This is a genomic window from Gordonia sp. (in: high G+C Gram-positive bacteria), from assembly GCF_047600385.1.
Taxonomy (GTDB): domain Bacteria; phylum Actinomycetota; class Actinomycetes; order Mycobacteriales; family Mycobacteriaceae; genus Gordonia.
Genome location: NZ_JASGKZ010000001.1, coordinates 1,544,496 through 1,563,425, shown reverse-complemented (window position 1 = coordinate 1,563,425; position 18,930 = coordinate 1,544,496). Strand labels below are relative to the sequence as shown.

Sequence of the window (18,930 nt, the reverse complement as noted above, 5' to 3'; positions counted from 1 at the left end):
TCGAGTCCGCTACTCCTCGGCGAAGCCCGGGTTGCAGCGGGCGGAGATCATCTCCTCCTCGGTCACCACCGGGCGAGCCGGCTCCAGGTTCCAGCTCGTCTTGTCCGGATCCACCACGCGGGCGAACCTCCAGTGGCAGTCGAACTGCGCGCGCATCCCCGGGGTGTCGGCGCTCGGATCCAGTGCCAGGACCTCGCGCCAGGCGGTGTCCTCGACGTCGTCGCCCTCCACCTTCCGGCCCGCCGGCGTCGGATGGATCTGCAGGCTCGGGCCCACCTCGGTCTGCGCCCATTCGACGCGCTCGATGTACGGCGGCGGGAGCGACGGCGGCGTCGAACGCACCGTCGGGACGCTCGGCCGGACCGAGGAGGAACTCGACGGCGTCAGGTAGCGGCTGGGCCAGGTGGACGGGTCGTCGTCCGATCCGCATCCGCCGAGCAGGACGACGACGGCCAGCCCCGCCGCGAGCGCGGCCCCGCGCCGCGGTGTCACCCGCGTCATCGTCTCAGTCCTGCCGCATCTGCAGGTGCACGCGCTCCCACGCGGCACGCCGTGCCCCGTCCGGATCCACCTCCAGGCGCACCGGGTCGTCGAGCACCAGCACGTTCCGTTCCTCCGCGCTGTACCGCGGCCACCGCTGCGACGGGGCGCCGGTCCGGGCGAACCAGGTCCACAACGACTGCATCGTGCCGGTGATCCGCTTGGTGGAACCCCAACTGCCCGCCGCGGCCAGGCCCACCCCGATCGGATGGCGGTACACGCCGAACACCGCGAGCAGCTCCGTCGCGTGGGTGGCGCCGATCCCGCTGATCTTGAGGGCCAGCGCCGAATAGTCGTAGCGGTAGACGAAGGTCGGCGAGTGCTCGGCGTGGCACTCGGCGAAGACGGTCGTCGGGATCCAGAACACCGCGTCGGCGGAGAGCCGGATCTGATCCCCGGTGCCCGGATACATCCGCTCGATCTCCGCGCGCACCTCCGGGTCGTGCACGCCGACCAGGTAGTGGCTCGATTCGGGGAGGATGTTCCAGAACCGCGCGAACAGTTCGCCCTCGTCGTGGTTGTGGCCGATCATCAGGGGCACCCGGTGGGTCTTCCCGGCGCGGGCGGCCGCCACCGGGGAGTGCGGCAGGTAGTCGCCGTCGACGACCGGCGCGAAGGGCAACGGGTCGGAGAGCCCGGCGTGCTTGGTGAAGCCGAGGAGCCGTTTGCTCGCGGCCAGCAGCGTTCCCGGGTCGGCGCCGTCGACGATGTCGGCCACCTCGGCCGGCTCCAGCACTCCGGTCCGCTCCCGTCCCGCACGACGCTTCGGGTCCACCACCTGGCGGACGAACTCGTCGGCGAGCAGCGCGGCGTTGTCCCGGTGGACCACCAGGTCGGCCGCCGGACTCTGGGCGATGGCCCGGGAGAACAGACCCTCCGCGGCCGGGGTCGAGAGCAGCGTGAGCACCGCGGCGCCGCCCGCGCTCTCCCCGAAGACGGTCACCCGATCCGGGTCGCCGCCGAATGCGGCGACGTTGCGCTGCACCCACTCCAGGGCGGCCACCATGTCCCGTAGACCGCAGTTGCCGTCGAACGGGCGTTCCGGTGTGGAGTAGGCGCTCAGATCCAGGAATCCGAAGGCCCCGAATCGGTAGTTGACGGTCACCACGATCACGTCGCGGGCCCGGGCGAGGAACGCGCCGTCGTAGATCGGGGTCGACGTCCCGCCCAGCAGGTACGCACCGCCGTAGAAGAAGACCATCACCGGTCGCGGCGCGGTCGAGACCGTGTCCGGGGCGAACACGTTCAGCGTCAGGCAGTCCTCGCTGCGCGGATGGAAGCGGCCGTTCGCGCGGGCCGTGAACAGGCGGTCCTGGATCGGTGCGGAACCGTATTCGTCGCACTCGAGGACCTCGGTCCACGGTGCGACGGGCTGCGGTGCCCGGAACCGGAGCGGACCGACCGGCGGCGCGGCGTACGGGATGCCCAGCCACGACGCGGTCCCCCGGCGCGTCCGCCGCCCCCGCACTCCGGAGACCGGCCCCTCGACGGTTGCCACACGCGTATCCATCTGTGCCATGGTGACTCACCCTAGATGAGTGATTCCCGTTGCCGGATGCCGTCCTCGGCGGTCGCACCTCCCCGGTGGTCACGCCGTCCTCCGTGATCGAGCGGAGTCGGCGATCGAGCGGAGTCGGCGACCGAGCCGCCTCGGTGATCGAGCGGAGTCGAGATCATTCGGTGCCCAGGCCGTGGTCTCGACTCCGCTCGACCATCGGGAGGAGTCCCCGGCCAGCGTGAGGAACCGTGTACCGAGAGCAGGTCCTTCCGATCCGACCGAACCCGTCACGATGTGCATGAAAACGGGGGCTCCGATGGCAGATAGCCTTTGCGACCCCCGTTTTCGCGCACATCGTGACCGCACCTCACCACCGGCATCCGCCGCGCTCGATCTCCTTTCAGTGATCGGGCCCCTTCTGCGGTCGGGCCCCTTCTGCGGTCGGACCCCTCGGCGGTCGGCCCCCTCGGCGGTCGGCCCCCTCGGTGATCGAGCCCCCTCGGCGATCGAGCTTCTTCGGCGATCGAGCCTCTTCGGTGATCGAGCGGAGTCGAGATCCCGACCGACGAGCCGAAGACGACCAGCGAGGACGCCGTCGTATCACGAGGCGAGGGCGCACCGGGCGCGGAGCATAAGGCGATCTACCATGTGACCATGTCCCCCGCCGCCGATCGACGCCGCCCCGACGAGGCTCGCGTGATCGATCTGAACGCCGATCTCGGCGAAGGCGTCGGCGACGATGCCACGATGGTCCAGCTGGTCACCAGCGCGAACGTGGCCTGCGGGTTCCACGCCGGAACACCGAGCCTGCTGCGCCGCACCTGCCGACAGGCGGTGGATGCGGGGGTCCGGATCGGCGCGCAGGTGTCCTACCCCGACCGCGACGGATTCGGTCGCCGGTTCATGGAGATCGATCCCGACGATCTCGTCGCCGACGTGCTGTTCCAGATCGGCGCGCTGTCGCAGATCGCCCGGTCCGTCGGCGGCACCGTAGACTACGTGAAGCCGCACGGGGCGCTGTACAACACCGTCGTCGCCCACCCCGAGCAGGCCGCCGCGGTCGTGACCGCCGTCGGTGAGGCGGGTCTCCCCCTGATGGGACTGCCCGATTCACTCTCCCTCGCCCTCGCTCGCGAGTCCGGGATCCCGGTGCTCACCGAGGCCTTCGCCGACCGCGCCTACACGTCGGAGGGGACCCTGGTCTCGCGCCGGCTCGACGGCGCCGTGCTCACCGATCCCGCCGTGATCGCCGACCGCGTGGTGAAGCTGGCCACCGGGGAGCGGATCCGGGCGATCGACGGCACCGAGATCGCGATCACCGCCGACTCGATCTGCCTGCACGGCGACACTCCCGGGGCCGTCGAACACGCCCGGGCCGTCCGCCGGGCGCTGACCGCCGCGGGCGTGCACGTCCGGGCCCGATGAGCGCCCGGTGAACAAGCAGCGTTTCGCCGGGGAGTCCGCGCGCGGCCTGGCCGCCGGTTTCGGCGCCTACGGACTGTGGGGTCTGTTCCCGATCTACTTCGACGCGCTGCGCCCCACCGGGGCGTGGGAGATCCTGGCCCACCGGATCCTGTGGTCGGCGCTGCTCTGCCTGGTCGTGCTCGCCGCCGGCCGGGACTGGGCGTGGCTGCCGCCCCTGCTGCGACGCCGCCGGATGATGATCGGTCTCACCGCCGCGGCGGTCCTGATCGGGATCAACTGGGTGGTGTACGTGGCCGCGGTGACCTCCGGGCACACCAGTGACGCGGCGCTCGGCTACTTCTTGAATCCGCTGGTCACGGTGGCGTTGGGCGTCGTCGTCCTGCGCGAGAGGCTGCGCACGCTGCAGTGGGTCGCGGTCGGGATCGGTGCCGTCGCGGCGCTGTACCTGGCGTTCGCCGGCGGGGCGTTCCCGGCGACGGCACTGACCCTGGCGACGTCGTTCGCCCTGTACGGGCTGGTCAAGAAGAAGGTCGGCGCGGAGCTCCCGGCCCTGCACGGTCTCACGTTGGAGACGCTGATCCTGACTCCGGTGGCCGCGACGATCCTGGTGCTGGTCGCGACCGTCGGACCGGGTCTGGAGTTCGGCTCGCACGGCGCCGTGCACACCGGACTGCTGGTCTTCAGCGGGGTGGCGACGACGGTGCCGCTGCTGTTGTTCGCGGCCGCCGCCCGGCGCATCCCGCTCACGACGGTCGGGCTGATCCAGTTCATCACCCCGGTCATCCAGTTGATCTGCGCGGTGACGCTGCTCGGCGAGCACGTCTCGCCCGCCCGCTGGATCGGTTTCGGGATCGTCTGGGTGGCACTGGTCGTGCTCAGCACCGACGCCCTGCTGGCCGGGCGGTCGAGGGCGAAGACTCGACGGCGCGGCGAGTCCGAGGGAGATGCCGCTGTAGCCGCCGGGATGCGGGGCGCGCAGAGCCCCCTTCGACTCGTCTCGTCGCTGCGCTCCTCCCCGGTTCGGGGAGCTGTGCGGAGGCCCTTGCGACGCGGACCGCTCGGCACGCCCGGCGGACGGCGGAGCGACGCCCGTGTCACAGACGCGTTCGCGGCACGAGGGTTGTGCCCGTGTCGCGTGTCCTCTTCTGTGTCGCGGTCCATGGATGAGTCGCGACGCGGAAGAGGACACGCGACACGCCCGCGGATGCGCGTCGGCGACGACCGGCTCACGACCACGACGACGGCTGAGCCCGGCGACGAAGGATCCGGTGTCGAAGCCTCGTCGATCCCGAAGAAGGGGTCAGGCGCCCGGCACCGCACGACGCTGACGGGCGAACTCCGCGAGCACCACCCCGGCCGCGACCGACGCGTTCAGGCTCTCCACGTCGCCCGCCATCGGGATCGAGAGCACCGAATCGCAGTTCTCTCGCACCAGGCGCGAGAGACCCTTGCCCTCCGAGCCCACCACCACGACCGTCGGACCGGTGCCGTCGTACTCGTCGAGCGTCACGTCGCCGCCGGCGTCGAGCCCGACGATCTGGCAGCCCGCCTTCGCCCAGTCGAGCAGCGTCCGGTTGAGGTTGGTGGCCTGGGCGACGGGCAGCCGGGCGGCCGCGCCCGCGCTGGTCCGCCACGCGACCGCGGTGACGCTGGCCGAGCGGCGTGCCGGGATCAGCACGCCGTGACCGCCGAACGCTGCGACGCTGCGGATCACCGCGCCGAGGTTCCGCGGATCGGTGATGTTGTCGAGCGCCACCAACAGCGGCGGGGTCGGCGAGGCCAGCGCGTCGGCGAGCAGGTCGTCGGGGTGCGCGTAGGCGTACTCGGGGACCTGCAGGGCCAGGCCCTGGTGCAGGCCGTTGACGGTGAGGCGGTCGAGTTCGGCCTTGCTCGCCTCCAGGATCGCGATGCCCTTGTCACCGGCTTCGGCGATGGCTTCGCGGACCCGGTCGTCGGCGTCGATGGTGGTCATCACGTAGAGCGCCGTCGCGGGCACCCCGGCGCGGAGGCACTCCACCACCGGGTTGCGTCCCACGACGTGCTCGGGACCGTCGTCCTTGCGCCGCGCCGCGCCGCGGCCGGCGGCGTTCTTCGCCTTGGCCGCGGCCTTCGCCTTCTTGTGCGCCGGGTGGTAGGTGCGGTCGACGGCCTTGGGCGTCGCACCGCGGGCCTCGAGCCCGCGACGACGCTGTCCGCCCGATCCGACGACCTGGCCCTTCTTGCTGCCCGACTTGCGGACCGCGCCCTTGCGCTGAGAGTTGCCGGCCATGTCAGTCCTTCTTCTGCAGCGCCCACTGGGCGCCGTCGGGGGTGTCGGTCACGTCCACTCCGGCCTCTTCGAGCCGGTTGCGGACCTCGTCGGCGACGGCCCAGTCCTTGGCCGCGCGCGCCGCGGCGCGTCGTTCCAGTTCCGCGCCGATCAGCACGCCGAGTGCGGCGGTGGCCGCCTCGTCGGCGCCGCCCCCGGTCCGCCAGCGCGGATCGAGCGGATCGGTGCCGAGGATACCCATCATGGCGCGGACCTGCGCGGCGATCTCCTGCGCCCGCGCACCGTCCCCGGCCTCGAGCGCACCGTTGCCCTCGCGGACCGCGTTGTGCACGACGGCGAGCGCGGCGGGCACGCCGAGATCGTCGTCGAGCGCGGCCGCGAACTCGGCGGAGACGTCGCCCACGCCCACCTCGCCGACCCGGTCGGCGACGCGTTGCACGAACGACTCGATCCGCCGGTAACCGGTGGCGGCCTCGTGCAGCGCCTTGTCGGAGTACTCCAGCATGGACCGGTAGTGCGCGCTGCCGAGGTAGTAGCGCAGCTCCACCGGACGGACCTTCTTGAGCATCTCGGGGATCGAGACCACGTTGCCGAGCGACTTGCTCATCTTCTCGCCGCTCATGGTGACCCAGCCGTTGTGCAGCCAGTACCGGGCGAAGCCGTCGCCCGCGCCGTGGCTCTGGGCGATCTCGTTCTCGTGGTGCGGGAAGATCAGGTCCATGCCGCCGCAGTGGATGTCGAACTCGCCGCCGAGCAGCGAGGTGGCCATCGCCGAGCACTCCAGGTGCCAGCCGGGACGTCCCGGGCCCCAGGGCGTCGGCCACGACGGCTCCCCCGGTTTGGCGGCCTTCCACAGGGTGAAGTCGCGCGGGTCGCGTTTACCGGTGCCCGCGCTCTCGCCCTGCGAGACGTCGTCGAGCTTGAAGCGCGAGAGGCTGCCGTAGTCGGGCAGGCTGCGCACGTCGAAGTAGACGTTGCCGTCGGCGGCGTAGGCGTGGCCGCGGTCGATCAGGCGCTGCATGTACTCGACCATCTGGGTGATGAAGCCGGTCGCCCGCGGTTCGGCCGACGGCGGGAGCACGCCGAGCGCGTCGTAGGCGGCGGTGAACGCGCGTTCGTGCGTCGCGGCCCACTCCCACCACGGCCGGTCATGGTCGGCGGCCTTGCGCAGGATCTTGTCGTCGATGTCGGTCACGTTCCGGACGAACAGCACGTCCAGCCCGGCGTGCGCGAGCCAGCGGCGCAGCACGTCGAAGGCGATGCCGCTGCGGACGTGGCCGATGTGCGGGACGCCCTGCACGGTGGCGCCGCAGAGGTACACGGTGGCGGTACCGGGGCGGAGCGGAACGAAGTCGCGGACCTCGCGGGCCGCGGTGTCGTACAGGCGAAGAGTCACGACCCGCGATCTTACTTCAGCGGCGGATTCTTCGGGGCCACCAGCGCCGTGGCCACCGCCGCGATGCCCTCACCGCGGCCGGTCAGGCCGAGCCCGTCGGTGGTCGTGGCCGAGACGGAGACCGGCGCGCCGAGCAGTTCGGCGAGCAACCGCTGGGCCTCCGCTCGACGCGGCCCGACTCTGGGTCGGTCGCCGATCACCTGGACCGCGCCGTTGACCGGCGCGAATCCGTTCTCGTCGAGCAGGGACGCGACGTGCACCAGCAGCCGGGCGCCGGTCACGCCCGTCCACTCGGGCCGGTCGACGCCGAAGACCGATCCCAGGTCGCCGAGTCCGGCGGCGGAGAGCAGCGCATCACAGAGCGCGTGGATCCCGACGTCCCCGTCGGAGTGGCCGGCGCACCCGTCCTCACCATCGAACAGCAGGCCGAGCATCCAGCAGTCGCGACCGGCCTCGATCACGTGCACGTCGGTGCCGATGCCGACCCTCATCCGATCTCCTCCCCTGCCAGCAGCAGCTTCGCGAGCCGCAGGTCGTGGGGCGCGGTGATCTTGAAGGCCAGCGCGTCGCCGTCGATCACCTGCACCGGGACGCCGAGCGCCTCGACCAGCCCGGCGTCGTCGGTGGCCTCGGCCGCGCCGGCGTGCGCCCGTCGCAGCACGTCGGCGGCGAACCCCTGCGGGGTCTGCACCGCCCGCAGCGTGCCGCGGGCGGGGGTGTCCCGCACCGTCCCGTCCGCGTCGACGCGTTTGAGCGTGTCGACGACGGGCAGCCCCGGCACCACGGCGTCCCGGCCGCCGCGCAGCGCCTCGACGACGGCGGTGAACGACGACGGCGGGGTGAGCGCACGCGCGGCGTCGTGCACCAGGATCAGGTCGGCGTCGCCGGCCGCGGCGAGTCCGGCCCGGACCGAGTCGCTGCGCTCGGCGCCGCCGGCCACCACCGTCGTCTCCGGGTGTTCGCCGCGTACGACGTCGACCAGTTCCGGCGGCACCACCAGCACCACCTCGTCCACGACCCCGGATGCGCGAACGGCCGCGACGCTGCGTGCGAGCAGCGTGCGGCCGTTCAACTCGACGAACGCTTTGGGCCGCTCCAGACCGAGGCGAACACCTCGTCCGGCAGCGGGGATGAGGGCGACGACGCGCCCGCTGCGTTCTTCGTTCTGCCCGTCGGACGGGCGTTCCCCCTCGGGCTGCGTCAGGACGCCGCCGCCAGGATCTCTCCGAGAATGGTGTCGGCGCGAGCCTCGTCGGTGTCCTGGGCGAGCGAGAGCTCGTCGACCAGCACGCGACGGGCACGCGTCAGCATGCGCTTCTCACCCGCGGACAGTCCGCGGTCCTGCTCACGACGCCACAGGTCGCGGACGATCTCGGCCACCTTGATGATGTCGCCCGAGATCAGCTTCTCCTGGTTGGCCTTGAAGCGGCGGGCCCAGTTGGTCGGCTCCTCGGTGTGCGGCGCGCGCAGCACGTCGAACACCTGGTCCAGCCCCTCTGCGCCGACCACGTCGCGAACACCGACGTATTCGAGCTTGCTGGAAGGGATCTGCACCGTCATGTCACCGTCGGTCACCTTCAGGACCAGGTACTCGACCTCTTCACCCTTGATGGTCCGTACGACGATGTCTTCCACCCGAGCAGCACCGTGATGCGGATATACAACGGTGTCGCCAACTTTGAAATTCAATGCTCCGTGCCCCTTTCGAGTGTTACCAGTCTAACACGCACCCCCGACACCGATTCACCGGCCGTGCAGGTCAGAACGCCTACAGAGCGTCGTAGAACCGCCCCGTCGAGACGCTCGTGCGACACGGTCGCCCCAGGTCCGACGACCGCCCGGACCGCTCCCCCGCACCGATTTCGGACCAATCTGACCACCCCGTCTGACTTTTGTCCGGGCCGCCCACTACGCTGCGTAGTGAAGCGTCACGCGGCATCATGCGCGACGCGCGAAATTTTCGGAGGATTCAGGTGTCAGTGTTCACTCGGACCACCCGCCGCATCGCCAAGGGCACCGTGGTGGGCGCGCTCGGCCTCGCGCTCGTCATGGGAAGCACCGCGTGCGGTTCCGGCAAGATCTCGCAGACCAACAACAAGGAAGCCGCGATCAACGGCGCTCACGGCACGCTTCAGCTCGATGCCGACAAGAGCAACCCGGGCGAGTTGCCGGGTTCGATCGCCGTCCGCAACCTGCAGATCATGTACCCGGTCGACGAGGCGTCGAAGGTGTTCGGCGCGGGCGGCCCGTTCCAGCTGGTCTTCACCATCGCCAACGACAGCCAGGTCCGCCACGTCAAGCTGACCGGCATCACCGCGCCGAAGGGCAAGGTCACGCTGACCCCCGCCGACGACACCGTCATCGGCCCGAACGGCTTCCTGGCCGCGGGTGAGCCGTCGAACTGGGACGACGTCGAGAAAGACGGCCTCACCCGGGTCAAGGCCGAGCTCAACGGCACCGGCGAGACCGTCGCCCCCGGCCTCACCGTCCCCCTGACGCTGAACTTCGAGGTCTACAACCTCCCCGCGGACAAGGACGGCAAGCCGACCGGACCGTCGATCGGCAAGAAGTCGATCACCGTCTCGACCCCGGTCGACAGCACCGCCCTCAACGAGCGGGTCGACGTGATCCGCGACGTCCAGCCGAAGCACGGCGACGGCGGCCACCACTGAGCCTCTCCTCTGCCGGACGGGCCCCGATCCCTCGCGGATCGGGGCCCGTCGCATCTGCGTGGCGGCCCCGCGCAGAGCGGTGTCACGACCTCCGTCGTCGACGACGGCCCCGTTGTCGGAGGGCGCCACTACAGTGGGCGCGTGGCGAAGACGAAGGTGATCTACCGGTGCGGCGCGTGCGGGCACCAGGTGCCCAAATGGGTCGGCCAGTGCCCCGACTGCGGGGAGTGGGGGTCCATCACGGAGGGCGCCCCCGCGGCGGCGCCGGGCGCACCGGTCTCGGTGGCCCCGCGCAGCCCGGCGGTGCGGATCACCGAGATCGACGCCGAGATCGCCGGAGCCACTCCGACCGGGATCGCCGAGTTCGACCGCGTCCTCGGGCGCGGGGTGGTGCCCGGTTCGGTGATCCTGCTCGCCGGGGAGCCTGGCGTCGGCAAGTCGACGCTGCTGTTGGAGACCGTCAAACACTGGGCCGCCGCAGGCCGGACCGCGCTGTACGTGACCGGCGAGGAGTCGGCCGGGCAGGTCCGGCTGCGCGCCGAACGCACCGGAGCCGTGCACCAGAACGTCTATCTGGCCTCCGAGACCGATCTGGCGACCATCCTCGGCCACGTCGATCAGGTCCGCCCGACCCTGCTGATCGTCGACTCGGTGCAGACCGTCCAGGCCACCGGGACCGACGGCGTCTCCGGCGGCGTCACCCAGATCCGGGCGGTGACCACCGCGCTGGTCTCGCTCGCCAAGAACAGCGGCGTCTCGGTGATCCTGGTCGGCCACGTGACCAAGGACGGCAACGTGGCCGGTCCGCGTTCCCTGGAGCATCTGGTCGACGTCGTGCTGGCCTTCGAGGGGGATCGGCACTCGTCGCTGCGGCTGGTGCGCGGCATCAAGAACCGGTTCGGCCCGTCGGACGAGGTGGGCTGCTTCGAGCAGCGCAGCGACGGCATCCACGAGGTGCGCGACCCGTCGGGGATCTTCGTCCACGAGCGCGACGGCGCCGTCCCGGGCAGCGTGAACCTGGTGGCGATGGACGGCCGGCGGGCCCTGGTCGGCGAGATCCAGGCCCTGATGAACAAGACCGAGGCGAACATGCCGCGGCGGGCCGTCTCCGGGCTCGATTCGGCGCGGGTGGCGATGATGCTCGCCGTCGCCGGCGCGCACGGCGGCATCAAGACGCACGACATGGAGGTCTACGTCTCGACGGTCGGCGGCATGAAGGTCACCGAGCCCGCCGCCGACCTCGCCCTGTTCCTCGCCCTGATGTCGGCGCACAAGAAGAAGGAGATCCCCCAGGGCACCGTCGCGATCGGCGAGGTCGGTCTCACCGGCGAGGTGCGGCGGGTGTCGTCGATCGGTCGGCGCGTCGCCGAGGCCAGGCGGCTGGGGTTCACGCACGCGGTGATCCCCGCGGGCTCCGACGAGGACATGCCGTCCGGGATCTCGGTCAGCCGCGTCGCGAACCTGGAGGAGGCCGCGCTGGCCGCGACGTCGTCCGGGGTCCGGGCAGGCGGGCGGACGACGAGGCCCCGCACCCCGCAGGACTACGCCGACGCCCCCTTCTGAGCCGTCTCCCGTCGCCGGACGCACGACGACGGGAGCCGCACGACGACGGGGTCAGCCCGCCGATCGGTCCTTGTACGCCTCGAAGTGCTTACGGACGTCGATCTGGATGAAGATCCCGTGCGCGGCCGCCATCGGCTCGGCCCGGTCGCCGTAGTGCGCGAGCGCCTCGATGTACAGTTTCCGGCGCTCCTTGGCCACCACCTCGGCCTCGATCGTCAAGACGGTACCGAGCGGGATCGGCTTGGCGTAGTCCACCTCGAGGTGGCCGGTGACCGGCGGGATCCCGATCACCAGCGGCGCGGTGCCCATCACCTCGTCGAACGCCGCGGCCAGCAGTCCGCCGTGGATCACGCCGGGACCGCCCTGCATCCACGGTTCGACGGACAGTTCGGCGCTCACCCGCAGCCCCTCCCCGGTCCGGACCCGGAGCCGCAGACCGACCGGCGACTCGTCGCTGCACCCGAAGCACTGACCGCGGTGGAGGCGGATCTCCCCGCCCGGGGCGGGCGCCTGGGGATGGCGGATCAACGGCTCGGGGTTCTCAGGCAGATCAAAGACTGATTTCACACCCGGTTAGGCTAATCCATGTGCGTCACAGCGCCATCCATCGAGCCTGTTCCGCCGCCCCCGTCCACACTCATCGGAGACATGATGACCAGCAGTGAGCCGCCGTCCGAACGAACCCGGGCGACTCTCCGCCGGGTCGCGCCCGGCACGGGCCTGCGCGACGGTCTCGAGCGGATCCTCCGCGGCGGGACCGGCGCCCTCATCGTCCTCGGGCACGACGACGACACCGAACGCATCTGCGACGGCGGATTCCACCTGGACGTGGAGTTCGCGCCCACGCGGCTGCGCGAGTTGGCCAAGATGGACGGCGCGGTGGTGCTCTCCGACGACGGCACCCGGATCCTGCGGGCCAACGTGCAGCTGGTCCCCGACCCGACCATCCCGACCGCCGAGTCCGGGACCCGCCATCGCGCGGCCGAGCGCACCGCGATTCAGACCGGCACACCGGTGCTCACCGTGAGCGCCTCGATGTCGATCGTGAGCCTCTACGTCGACGGTGCGCGCCGCGTGGTGGAGAACCCCGATGCGCTGCTGTCCCGCGCCAACGTCGCCCTCTCGACCCTGGAGCGGTACAAGGCTCGGCTCGACGAGGTGAGCGCGCAGCTGTCCCGCGCGGAGATCGAGGACTACGTCCTGCTGCGCGACGCCTGCAGCACCGCGCAGCGCATGGAGATGGTGCGCCGCGTCGGCGTCGAGATCGAGGAGTACGTCCTGGAGCTCGGCACCTACGGCCGCCAGGTGGATCTCCAGCTCGAAGAGCTGACCAGTGAGAACGACATCATGCGGGAGCTGCTGGTCCGCGACTACCAGCCCGCCCCGGAGCCGGTCGGCACCGAGCAGGTGCGCCAGATCCTGGACTCGCTGGAGAATCTGTCGAACGCCGATCTGCTCGACCTGACCCTGGTGGCCGGCGCGTTCGGATATCCGACGACGATCGAGGCGCAGGATCTCCCGATGAGCCCGCGCGGCTACCGTCTGCTGGCCCGGATCTCCCGCCTCCAGTTCGGGCACATCGACCGTCTGGTCCGCGAGTTCGGAACCCTTCAGGCGCTGCTCGCCTGCAGCGCGGCGGACCTGCAGTCGGTCGAGGGGATCGGCAGCGTCTGGGCCCGACACATCCGCGAGGGCCTGTCCCGGCTGGCCGAGAGCAGCCTGGAACGCTTCGACTAAGGGCGCCTTTCGCGGCGGGGTTCTCGTTGGGACTCGCGACCGTGAACGACGAGCCGCCCGCCCGATCCGCCGCGCCGCCCGCGGGTGAAACGAGTGGCCGGACCGCCGGGCGCGGAGGCACCCGAGCCGATGTTCAGCGCTGCGGCGGCGCGATGACGTTGAACGTGATCGGCGCCGACTCCTTCGCTCCGAGCTTCGCGATCGCCTGGTAGGCGCCGACGGGGATCGCCGCGCGCGGCTTGTCACAGCCCGGACTGCTGGTGGTGCCCGACCAGGTGACGGTGTCGGTGACCTGCTGGCCCGGGCCCAGCACCTGCTCCTTGACGGTCTTGTCCGGCGCACAGTCCTGTGCGGCCCAGAGGGTCCGGGTGCCGTCGAGCGAGCGGACCACCACGTTCTGGGCCGCCTTGCCGACGTCACGCGAGCACGGGGCCAGACCGCCGTTCGTGGTCACCAGGGTGAACACCGGCTGATCGCCCTTGGCGTACGTCGGCTTGTCGGTGTAGAGGACCACCGAGATCGCCTGATCCGAACACGGGACGCCGTTCGCGCCCTCGGCCGGAGGGGGCGGCGACGTGGTCGTCGGTGCACCCGAGCGGGCGGGCGCCGCGGACGACGACTGCGCCGGCGGCTGCGGGGCCGACGTCTTCGATTCGGCCGGGGCGGCCGGCGCCGAGGACGCGGGCGGCGAGGAGGCGGGGCTGCTGGAGCTCGCGGCGGCGTTCGTGGTGGACGAATCGTCGTCGTTCCCCGAGGACGATGCCCAGATGATCAGACCGATCACCACGGCGACCGCGACCACCGCGACACCGGTGGCGAGAAGCCGACGGCGCCAGTACACCTCGGGGGGCAGCGGTCCGGATGGTTCGTTCACGTGAGCCACGGTATCGCCGCAGACCAGGGGCGTTGCCCACCTGACGCGGCGTGTCGCGAGTTGCGCTCACGATCACGGTCTGCACTCAGGTGCCGTCGAGCGGCGGCGCACCGCATCACCGTGGACCGACGTCCCTACTCGCCGATGTCGCCGATCTTCCCGGACAGCGTCACGGCGCCGTCGCTCAGGTGGTAGTTCAGCCCGACGATGGCCAGCCGCCCGTCCTCGACCCGCTCGGCGATGATCCGGCTGCGTTCCATCAGCAGTTTGCCGGTCTCGTTGACGTGCTTGATCTCGAACTCGTCGACGCGGGTCAGTCCCTCGCCGCGGCCGGCGATGACGCTCGGGGCCACCCGCTCGACGATGCTGCGCACGTACCCCGAGGGCAACTCGAGGTGATCGAGGGCGCGGAGGGTGGCGGAGATGGCACCGCAGCTGTCGTGCCCCAGCACCACGATCAGCGGGACGTTGAGGATGTCGACGCCGAATTCGATGGAGCCGAGCACCGAGGAGTCGATCACGTGGCCCGCGGTGCGGACCACGAACATGTCGCCGAGCCCCTGGTCGAAGATCACCTCGGCGGCCACTCGGGAGTCGCCGCAGCCGAACAGCACCACGTGCGGGGCCTGGCCGTCGACGAGCTTGGCGCGGTCGGCGATACCCTGGCTGGGATGTATCGACTCACCCCGAACGAAGCGCTCGTTGCCTTCCTTGATGATCTGCCATGCCTGCGCCGGAGTGAGATCTTTCATGCGTCCTAGTGTGCCAAAGGAACCGCTGCTCGACTGGTTCAGGATCGTGCACAGGAAGCTCCCGTGGCGCGAATCCGGCATCTCGGGATGGCACATCCTGATCAGCGAGATCATGCTGCAGCAGACCCCCGTCGCCCGGGTCGAGGGACCGTGGCGGGAGTGGGTCCGACGCTGGCCGGTGCCGTCGGCGATGGCCGCCGAATCCGGCGGCGAGGTGCTGCGGGCGTGGGGGAAGCTCGGCTATCCGCGGCGCGCGATGCGCCTGCACGAATGCGCGAAGGTTCTCGCCGACCGGCACGGCGACACCGTCCCGGACGACGTCGACACCCTCCTGAAGCTGCCCGGCATCGGTGATTACACGGCCCGCGCCGTCGCCTGTTTCGCCTACGGGCAGGCGGTGCCGGTGGTCGACACCAATGTGCGGAGGGTGATCGCGCGAGCCGTCCACGGCCGCGAGCCCGGCAACCCGGCGAAGGCCGATCTGGCCGACGCCGACGCGCTCGCACCCCGGAACCCCGACGGCTCGTACGCCCCCGAGGCGCCCGAGTTCTCCGCGGCGCTGATGGAGCTCGGCGCACTGGTCTGCACCGCCCGGAACCCGAAGTGCGACGAGTGCCCGATCACCGAGACGTGCCTCTGGCTGGCTCGCGGAAGACCCGTGTACGACGGTCCGCCGCGCCGCACCCAGAAGTACGAGGGCACCGACCGGCAGGCCCGCGGCAAGCTGCTCGACGTGTTGCGCGGCAGCACCGGTCCGGTGGAGCGGGCCGCCCTGGACATCGCCTGGACGCGGGACACCGCCCAGCGCGACCGCGCACTCGACTCGCTGCTCACCGACGGCCTGGTGGAGCTGACCGACGCCGGGTTGTTCTGTCTGGCCGGCGAGGGCGGCTGACCGTACGCCTCGGAGGGGGATCTCGACTCCGCTCGATCAGCGGAGGGGGGCTCGATCAGCGAGGGGGTTCGGTCAGCGGGGGTTCGATCAGCGGGGGACGGCTCCGGAACGGCGGAGGATCCAGGCGAGCTCGAAGGCCGCCTCCTCCCACTGCTTGTACCGCCCCGACACCCCGCCGTGGCCGGCCTTCATCTCGGTGCGCAGCAGGATCGGGGCGTCCGACGTCGTCGCCTCCTGCAGGCTCGCCGCCCACTTGGCGGCCTCGGTGAAGAGCACGCGGGTGTCGTTGAGCGAGTTCAGGATCAGCATGGCCGGGTACGGGCGCGGGGCGACGTTCTCGTACGGCGAGTAGCCGCGGATGTACGAGTACACCTGGGCGTCGTGCAGCGGATCGCCCCACTCCTCCCACTCGGTGACGGTGAGCGGCAGCGAGGGGTCGAGGATCGAGGTGAGCGGGTCGACGAAGGGCACCGCGGCGAGGATCCCGCCGAAGAGTTCGGGCGCCATGTTGGCGACGGCGCCCATCAGGAGACCGCCGGCCGAACCGCCGTCGGCGACCAGCTGTCCCGGCGTGGTCCACCCGGTCTCGATCAGGTGCCGTGCGACGGCGATGAAGTCGGTGAAGGTGTTGCGCTTGTTCAGGAGGCGGCCGCCCTCGTACCACGCGCGGCCCAGTTCGCCGCCGCCGCGGATGTGCGCGGTCGCGATGGCGACACCGCGGTCGAGCAGCGAGAGCGCCGAGACGGAGAACCCCGGATCCATCGGGATCTCGTAGGCGCCGTAGCCGTTGAGCAGCAGCGGCGCCGGACGATCCGGGTCCGCGTCGGCGCGGCGCACGATCGAGACCGGGATCTGCGTCCCGTCGTCGGCGACCGCCCATTCCCGGGTCGCCACGTAGTCGGCCGGATCGAACTCGCCGAGCACGATGCTCCGTTTGAGCAGGGTGCGCTCGCCGGTGCCGACGTCGAGGTCGAGCACCTCGGCGGGCTCGACGTAGCTGGCGTACACGATCCGCAGGTGCGGGGTGTTCCATTCCGGGTTCGCGCCGAGACCGACCGAGCACAGTTCCTGCTCGAACGTCACCGGGACGAAGTCGTCGGCGGCGGGCAGACCGGTGCGGTCGCGCAGATCGGCGATCGCCAGGCGCGGCAGCGCCGCCTCCCGATACGAGAGCACCAGGTAGTCGGCGAAACAGGCGACGTCCTCGATCCGGAACGACGGCCGCGGCCCGATCAGGGTCCGGCGCGCGGACGGGTCGCCGACCGGCATCACGTCGACGGCGAAGTCGTTCGCCTTGACGCCGTCCACCTCGCCGTTGTGCACGATGACGAAGTAGTCCTCGCCGTCCAGCCGCGCGTGCTCGGCGTGGTATTCGACGCCCTCGGTCCGGCCCGCGACGCTGGTGAACTCACCGGTCGGGTCGGTCATCGGCAGGGTGAACACCTCGCTGGTCAGCTTGGAGTCGACGACGATCACCAGGTACTCGGAGCTGTGCGTGGACCCGAAACCGACCCAGAACCGTTCGTCGGGCTCGTGGAACACCTGGGTGTCGCCGCCGGTCTCGTCGGGGGAACCCGAACCCACCTCGTGCCGCCACACGGTGTCGGGCCGCCACGCCTCGTCGACGGTCAGATAGAACAGGTACTTCGCGTCCTTCGACCAGGTGGCATCGCCCGCGGTCCCGGGGATCACGTCGGGCAGCAGCTCGCCGGTCTCCAGGTTCTTGATGCGCAGCGTGTAGCGCTCGTCGCCGACGGTGTCGATGCTGTACGCCAGCCACTTCCCGTCGTCGCTCACGGTGTTCGCGGCGAGCGCGAAGAAGTCGTGTCCCTCGGCTTCGACGTTGCCGTCGAGGATGATCTCCTCGCCCTCGAGCGGGCCGTCCGGCGACACCTCCGGCGGCGTCCAGTCGTCGTCGCCGGCGATCGGGCAGCGGCAGTGGATCGCGTACGACCGGCCCTCCTCGCTGCGCCCGTAGTACCAGTAGCCGCCGATGCGCACCGGGACCGACATGTCGGTCTCCCGGGTGCGCGCCTTGATCTCGCCGTACACGTCCGTGCGGAGGTCGGCCAGGTCGGCGGTCTGCGCTTCGGCGTAGGTGTTCTGGGCTTCGAGGTAGGCGATCACCTCGGGATCGTCCTTGTCGCGCATCCACTCGTACGGGTCGACGAAGACGTCGCCGTGGAATTCGCGCCGGGTGGGGATCTTCTTGGCGCGGGGAGGCTTCGACACGGTCTCGTCACTGCGTTCCTCGACCGGCTCAGCAGGCGAAGCGGCGGCCGTCTCCGGCGACACAGCGGGCTCAGCAGGCGAAGCGGCGGCCGTCTCGGGCGACACGACGGGCTCAGCAGACGGGACGACGGGCGCGTCCGACGACGCGGCGGGCTCAGACATCGGCGTTCGGCCAGTCGGCGAAGCTCAGGCCCGAGATCCGCTCGTAGGCCTCGATGTACCGGGCGCGGGTGCGCTCGGCGACGTCGTCGGGCAGCGGCGGGGGCGGCACGGTGCCGTGGCGGTCCCACCCGGATTCGGCGGAGGTGAGCCAGTTGCGGACGATCTGCTTGTCGAAGCTCGGCTGCACCTCCCCCGGCTTCCAGGTGGCGGCCTCCCAGTAGCGCGACGAGTCGGGGGTGAGCACCTCGTCGGCCAGCACCAGCGAACCGTCCTCGGCCCGGCCGAACTCGAACTTGGTGTCGGCGAGCAGGATGCCGCGCTCACGGGCGAGGTCGGCGCCACGCGAGTAGACGTCGAGCGTCAGATCGCGCAGGGTGCGGGCCAGATCGTCGCCGACCTGCTCGGCGACGTACTCGAAGCTCACGTTCTCGTCGTGATCGCCCTGCGCGGCCTTGGTGGCCGGGGTGAAGATCGGCTGCGGGAGCCGGTCCGCCTCGACCAGTCCGGCGGGCAACTTCACCCCGCACACCGCGCCGGTCGCCTGGTAGTCGAGCAGCCCCGAGCCGGTCAGGTAGCCGCGCGCGACGCACTCCACCTGCACCATCGGCAGCTTGCGCACCACCATCGAGCGGCCGACGAGCTCCGCGGGGATCCGCTCGTCCGTCGGACCGCCGGCGAGATGGTTCGGCACGGTCAGCTCGTCGAACCAGAAGAAGCTGGCCGCGGTGAGGATCCGCCCCTTGTCCGGGATCGGGGTGTCCAGGACGAAGTCGTACGCGGAGATCCGGTCGGACGTGACGAGCAGCAGCGTGTCGTCGTCGATCTCGTAGATGTCGCGGACCTTGCCCGAGGCGACGTGACGGTAGTCGGAGAGTGCGGGACGCATGCGCGGATCCTCTGGGTGACGGTGGTGGA

The 18,930-nt window shown here is 70.9% G+C and carries 17 protein-coding genes and 1 pseudogene; 6 read left to right on the top strand and 12 right to left on the bottom strand.

The window, feature by feature from the left end:
* Positions 1 to 9: 9 nt before the first annotated feature.
* On the bottom strand, positions 10 to 501 hold the full coding sequence (locus QM809_RS06865; protein ID WP_415045058.1) for a DUF2599 domain-containing protein: 492 nt from the start codon (positions 499 to 501) through the stop codon (positions 10 to 12).
* A gap of 4 nt (positions 502 to 505) precedes the next feature.
* Positions 506 to 2,059 (bottom strand): carboxylesterase/lipase family protein, encoded by a 1,554-nt coding sequence (locus tag QM809_RS06860; RefSeq protein WP_415045057.1) that lies wholly within the window; start codon positions 2,057 to 2,059, stop codon positions 506 to 508.
* Between the two features lie 633 nt (positions 2,060 to 2,692).
* Here QM809_RS06860 and QM809_RS06855 point away from each other — a divergent pair.
* Both QM809_RS06855 and rarD read left to right on the top strand, forming a co-directional pair.
* The gene (locus QM809_RS06855) at positions 2,693 to 3,463 is read left to right on the top strand and encodes a LamB/YcsF family protein (protein WP_415045056.1); all 771 of its coding nucleotides are present in this window, start codon (positions 2,693 to 2,695) and stop codon (positions 3,461 to 3,463) included.
* A 7-nt stretch (positions 3,464 to 3,470) separates the two neighbouring features.
* Positions 3,471 to 4,283 (top strand): annotated as a pseudogene (rarD, locus tag QM809_RS06850) (EamA family transporter RarD); the annotation flags it as partial.
* Positions 4,284 to 4,763: 480 nt separating this feature from the next.
* Here rarD and rlmB read toward each other — a convergent pair.
* The 5 genes from rlmB to QM809_RS06825 are packed head-to-tail and all read right to left on the bottom strand — an operon-like array spanning position 4,764 to position 8,817.
* A complete protein-coding gene (gene rlmB, locus QM809_RS06845) occupies positions 4,764 to 5,732 on the bottom strand; it encodes a 23S rRNA (guanosine(2251)-2'-O)-methyltransferase RlmB (protein ID WP_415045055.1) in 969 nt (322 codons plus the stop codon).
* A gap of 1 nt (position 5,733) precedes the next feature.
* Positions 5,734 to 7,128, bottom strand: a complete 1,395-nt coding sequence (gene cysS / locus QM809_RS06840; protein WP_415045054.1) for a cysteine--tRNA ligase — start codon at positions 7,126 to 7,128, stop codon at positions 5,734 to 5,736.
* A gap of 11 nt (positions 7,129 to 7,139) precedes the next feature.
* Positions 7,140 to 7,619 carry a 2-C-methyl-D-erythritol 2,4-cyclodiphosphate synthase gene (gene ispF, locus QM809_RS06835; RefSeq protein WP_415045052.1) on the bottom strand — a complete coding sequence of 160 codons (480 nt, stop codon included), beginning with the start codon at positions 7,617 to 7,619 and terminating at the stop codon, positions 7,140 to 7,142.
* Complete coding sequence (ispD, locus tag QM809_RS06830; protein ID WP_415047028.1) at positions 7,616 to 8,332, bottom strand: 2-C-methyl-D-erythritol 4-phosphate cytidylyltransferase; 717 nt, start codon at positions 8,330 to 8,332, stop codon at positions 7,616 to 7,618. The genes ispF and ispD overlap by 4 nt, the downstream gene beginning before the upstream one ends.
* A complete protein-coding gene (locus QM809_RS06825; protein WP_415045051.1) occupies positions 8,329 to 8,817 on the bottom strand; it encodes a CarD family transcriptional regulator in 489 nt (162 codons plus the stop codon). Before QM809_RS06825 ends, ispD begins: the two co-directional genes overlap by 4 nt.
* Positions 8,818 to 9,101: 284 nt before the next feature.
* Between QM809_RS06825 and QM809_RS06820 the strand changes: the two genes are divergently transcribed.
* Both QM809_RS06820 and radA read left to right on the top strand, forming a co-directional pair.
* Positions 9,102 to 9,800, top strand: coding sequence for a copper-binding protein (locus QM809_RS06820; RefSeq protein ID WP_415045050.1), 699 nt, complete (start codon positions 9,102 to 9,104; stop codon positions 9,798 to 9,800).
* Positions 9,801 to 9,941: 141 nt separating this feature from the next.
* Positions 9,942 to 11,363, top strand: coding sequence for a DNA repair protein RadA (gene radA, locus QM809_RS06815; protein WP_415045049.1), 1,422 nt, complete (start codon positions 9,942 to 9,944; stop codon positions 11,361 to 11,363).
* 51 nt (positions 11,364 to 11,414) lie between these two features.
* Here radA and QM809_RS06810 read toward each other — a convergent pair whose 3' ends face one another.
* Positions 11,415 to 11,930 carry a PaaI family thioesterase gene (locus QM809_RS06810; RefSeq protein WP_415045048.1) on the bottom strand — a complete coding sequence of 172 codons (516 nt, stop codon included), beginning with the start codon at positions 11,928 to 11,930 and terminating at the stop codon, positions 11,415 to 11,417.
* A gap of 84 nt (positions 11,931 to 12,014) precedes the next feature.
* On the opposite strand from QM809_RS06810, the gene disA reads away from it, so the two are divergent.
* Positions 12,015 to 13,100: a DNA integrity scanning diadenylate cyclase DisA gene (disA, locus tag QM809_RS06805; protein ID WP_415045047.1), complete on the top strand. Its 1,086-nt coding sequence runs from the start codon at positions 12,015 to 12,017 to the stop codon at positions 13,098 to 13,100.
* Positions 13,101 to 13,233: 133 nt separating this feature from the next.
* Here the strand turns inward: disA and QM809_RS06800 are convergent, their stop codons facing one another.
* Positions 13,234 to 13,974: a hypothetical protein gene (locus QM809_RS06800; protein WP_415045046.1), complete on the bottom strand. Its 741-nt coding sequence runs from the start codon at positions 13,972 to 13,974 to the stop codon at positions 13,234 to 13,236.
* A 134-nt stretch (positions 13,975 to 14,108) separates the two neighbouring features.
* The gene (locus QM809_RS06795; RefSeq protein WP_415045045.1) at positions 14,109 to 14,726 is read right to left on the bottom strand and encodes a carbonic anhydrase; all 618 of its coding nucleotides are present in this window, start codon (positions 14,724 to 14,726) and stop codon (positions 14,109 to 14,111) included.
* Here QM809_RS06795 and QM809_RS06790 point away from each other — a divergent pair.
* On the top strand, positions 14,725 to 15,621 hold the full coding sequence (locus tag QM809_RS06790) for an A/G-specific adenine glycosylase (RefSeq protein ID WP_415045044.1): 897 nt from the start codon (positions 14,725 to 14,727) through the stop codon (positions 15,619 to 15,621). The two genes, QM809_RS06795 and QM809_RS06790, sit on opposite strands and share 2 nt — an antisense overlap.
* Before the next feature lie 87 nt (positions 15,622 to 15,708).
* Here the strand turns inward: QM809_RS06790 and QM809_RS06785 are convergent, their stop codons facing one another.
* Positions 15,709 to 18,015, bottom strand: a complete 2,307-nt coding sequence (locus QM809_RS06785) for a prolyl oligopeptidase family serine peptidase (RefSeq protein ID WP_415045043.1) — start codon at positions 18,013 to 18,015, stop codon at positions 15,709 to 15,711.
* Positions 18,008 to 18,901: a phosphoribosylaminoimidazolesuccinocarboxamide synthase gene (locus QM809_RS06780; RefSeq protein WP_415045042.1), complete on the bottom strand. Its 894-nt coding sequence runs from the start codon at positions 18,899 to 18,901 to the stop codon at positions 18,008 to 18,010. The genes QM809_RS06785 and QM809_RS06780 overlap by 8 nt, the downstream gene beginning before the upstream one ends.
* Between the last annotated feature and the right edge of the window lie 29 nt (positions 18,902 to 18,930).

What these genes read in the sequence shown, in the direction of transcription:
- QM809_RS06865 (WP_415045058.1), bottom strand. Translation starts at nt 501, where the DNA reads ATGACGCGGGTGACACCGCGGCGCGGGGCCGCGCTCGCGGCGGGGCTG.
- QM809_RS06860 (WP_415045057.1), bottom strand. Translation starts at nt 2,059, where the DNA reads ATGGCACAGATGGATACGCGTGTGGCAACCGTCGAGGGGCCGGTCTCC.
- QM809_RS06855 (WP_415045056.1), top strand. Translation starts at nt 2,693, where the DNA reads ATGTCCCCCGCCGCCGATCGACGCCGCCCCGACGAGGCTCGCGTGATC.
- rlmB (WP_415045055.1), bottom strand. Translation starts at nt 5,732, where the DNA reads ATGGCCGGCAACTCTCAGCGCAAGGGCGCGGTCCGCAAGTCGGGCAGC.
- ispF (WP_415045052.1), bottom strand. Translation starts at nt 7,619, where the DNA reads ATGAGGGTCGGCATCGGCACCGACGTGCACGTGATCGAGGCCGGTCGC.
- disA (WP_415045047.1), top strand. Translation starts at nt 12,015, where the DNA reads ATGACCAGCAGTGAGCCGCCGTCCGAACGAACCCGGGCGACTCTCCGC.
- QM809_RS06790 (WP_415045044.1), top strand. Translation starts at nt 14,725, where the DNA reads ATGCGTCCTAGTGTGCCAAAGGAACCGCTGCTCGACTGGTTCAGGATC.
- QM809_RS06795 (WP_415045045.1), bottom strand. Translation starts at nt 14,726, where the DNA reads ATGAAAGATCTCACTCCGGCGCAGGCATGGCAGATCATCAAGGAAGGC.
- QM809_RS06785 (WP_415045043.1), bottom strand. Translation starts at nt 18,015, where the DNA reads ATGTCTGAGCCCGCCGCGTCGTCGGACGCGCCCGTCGTCCCGTCTGCT.
- QM809_RS06780 (WP_415045042.1), bottom strand. Translation starts at nt 18,901, where the DNA reads ATGCGTCCCGCACTCTCCGACTACCGTCACGTCGCCTCGGGCAAGGTC.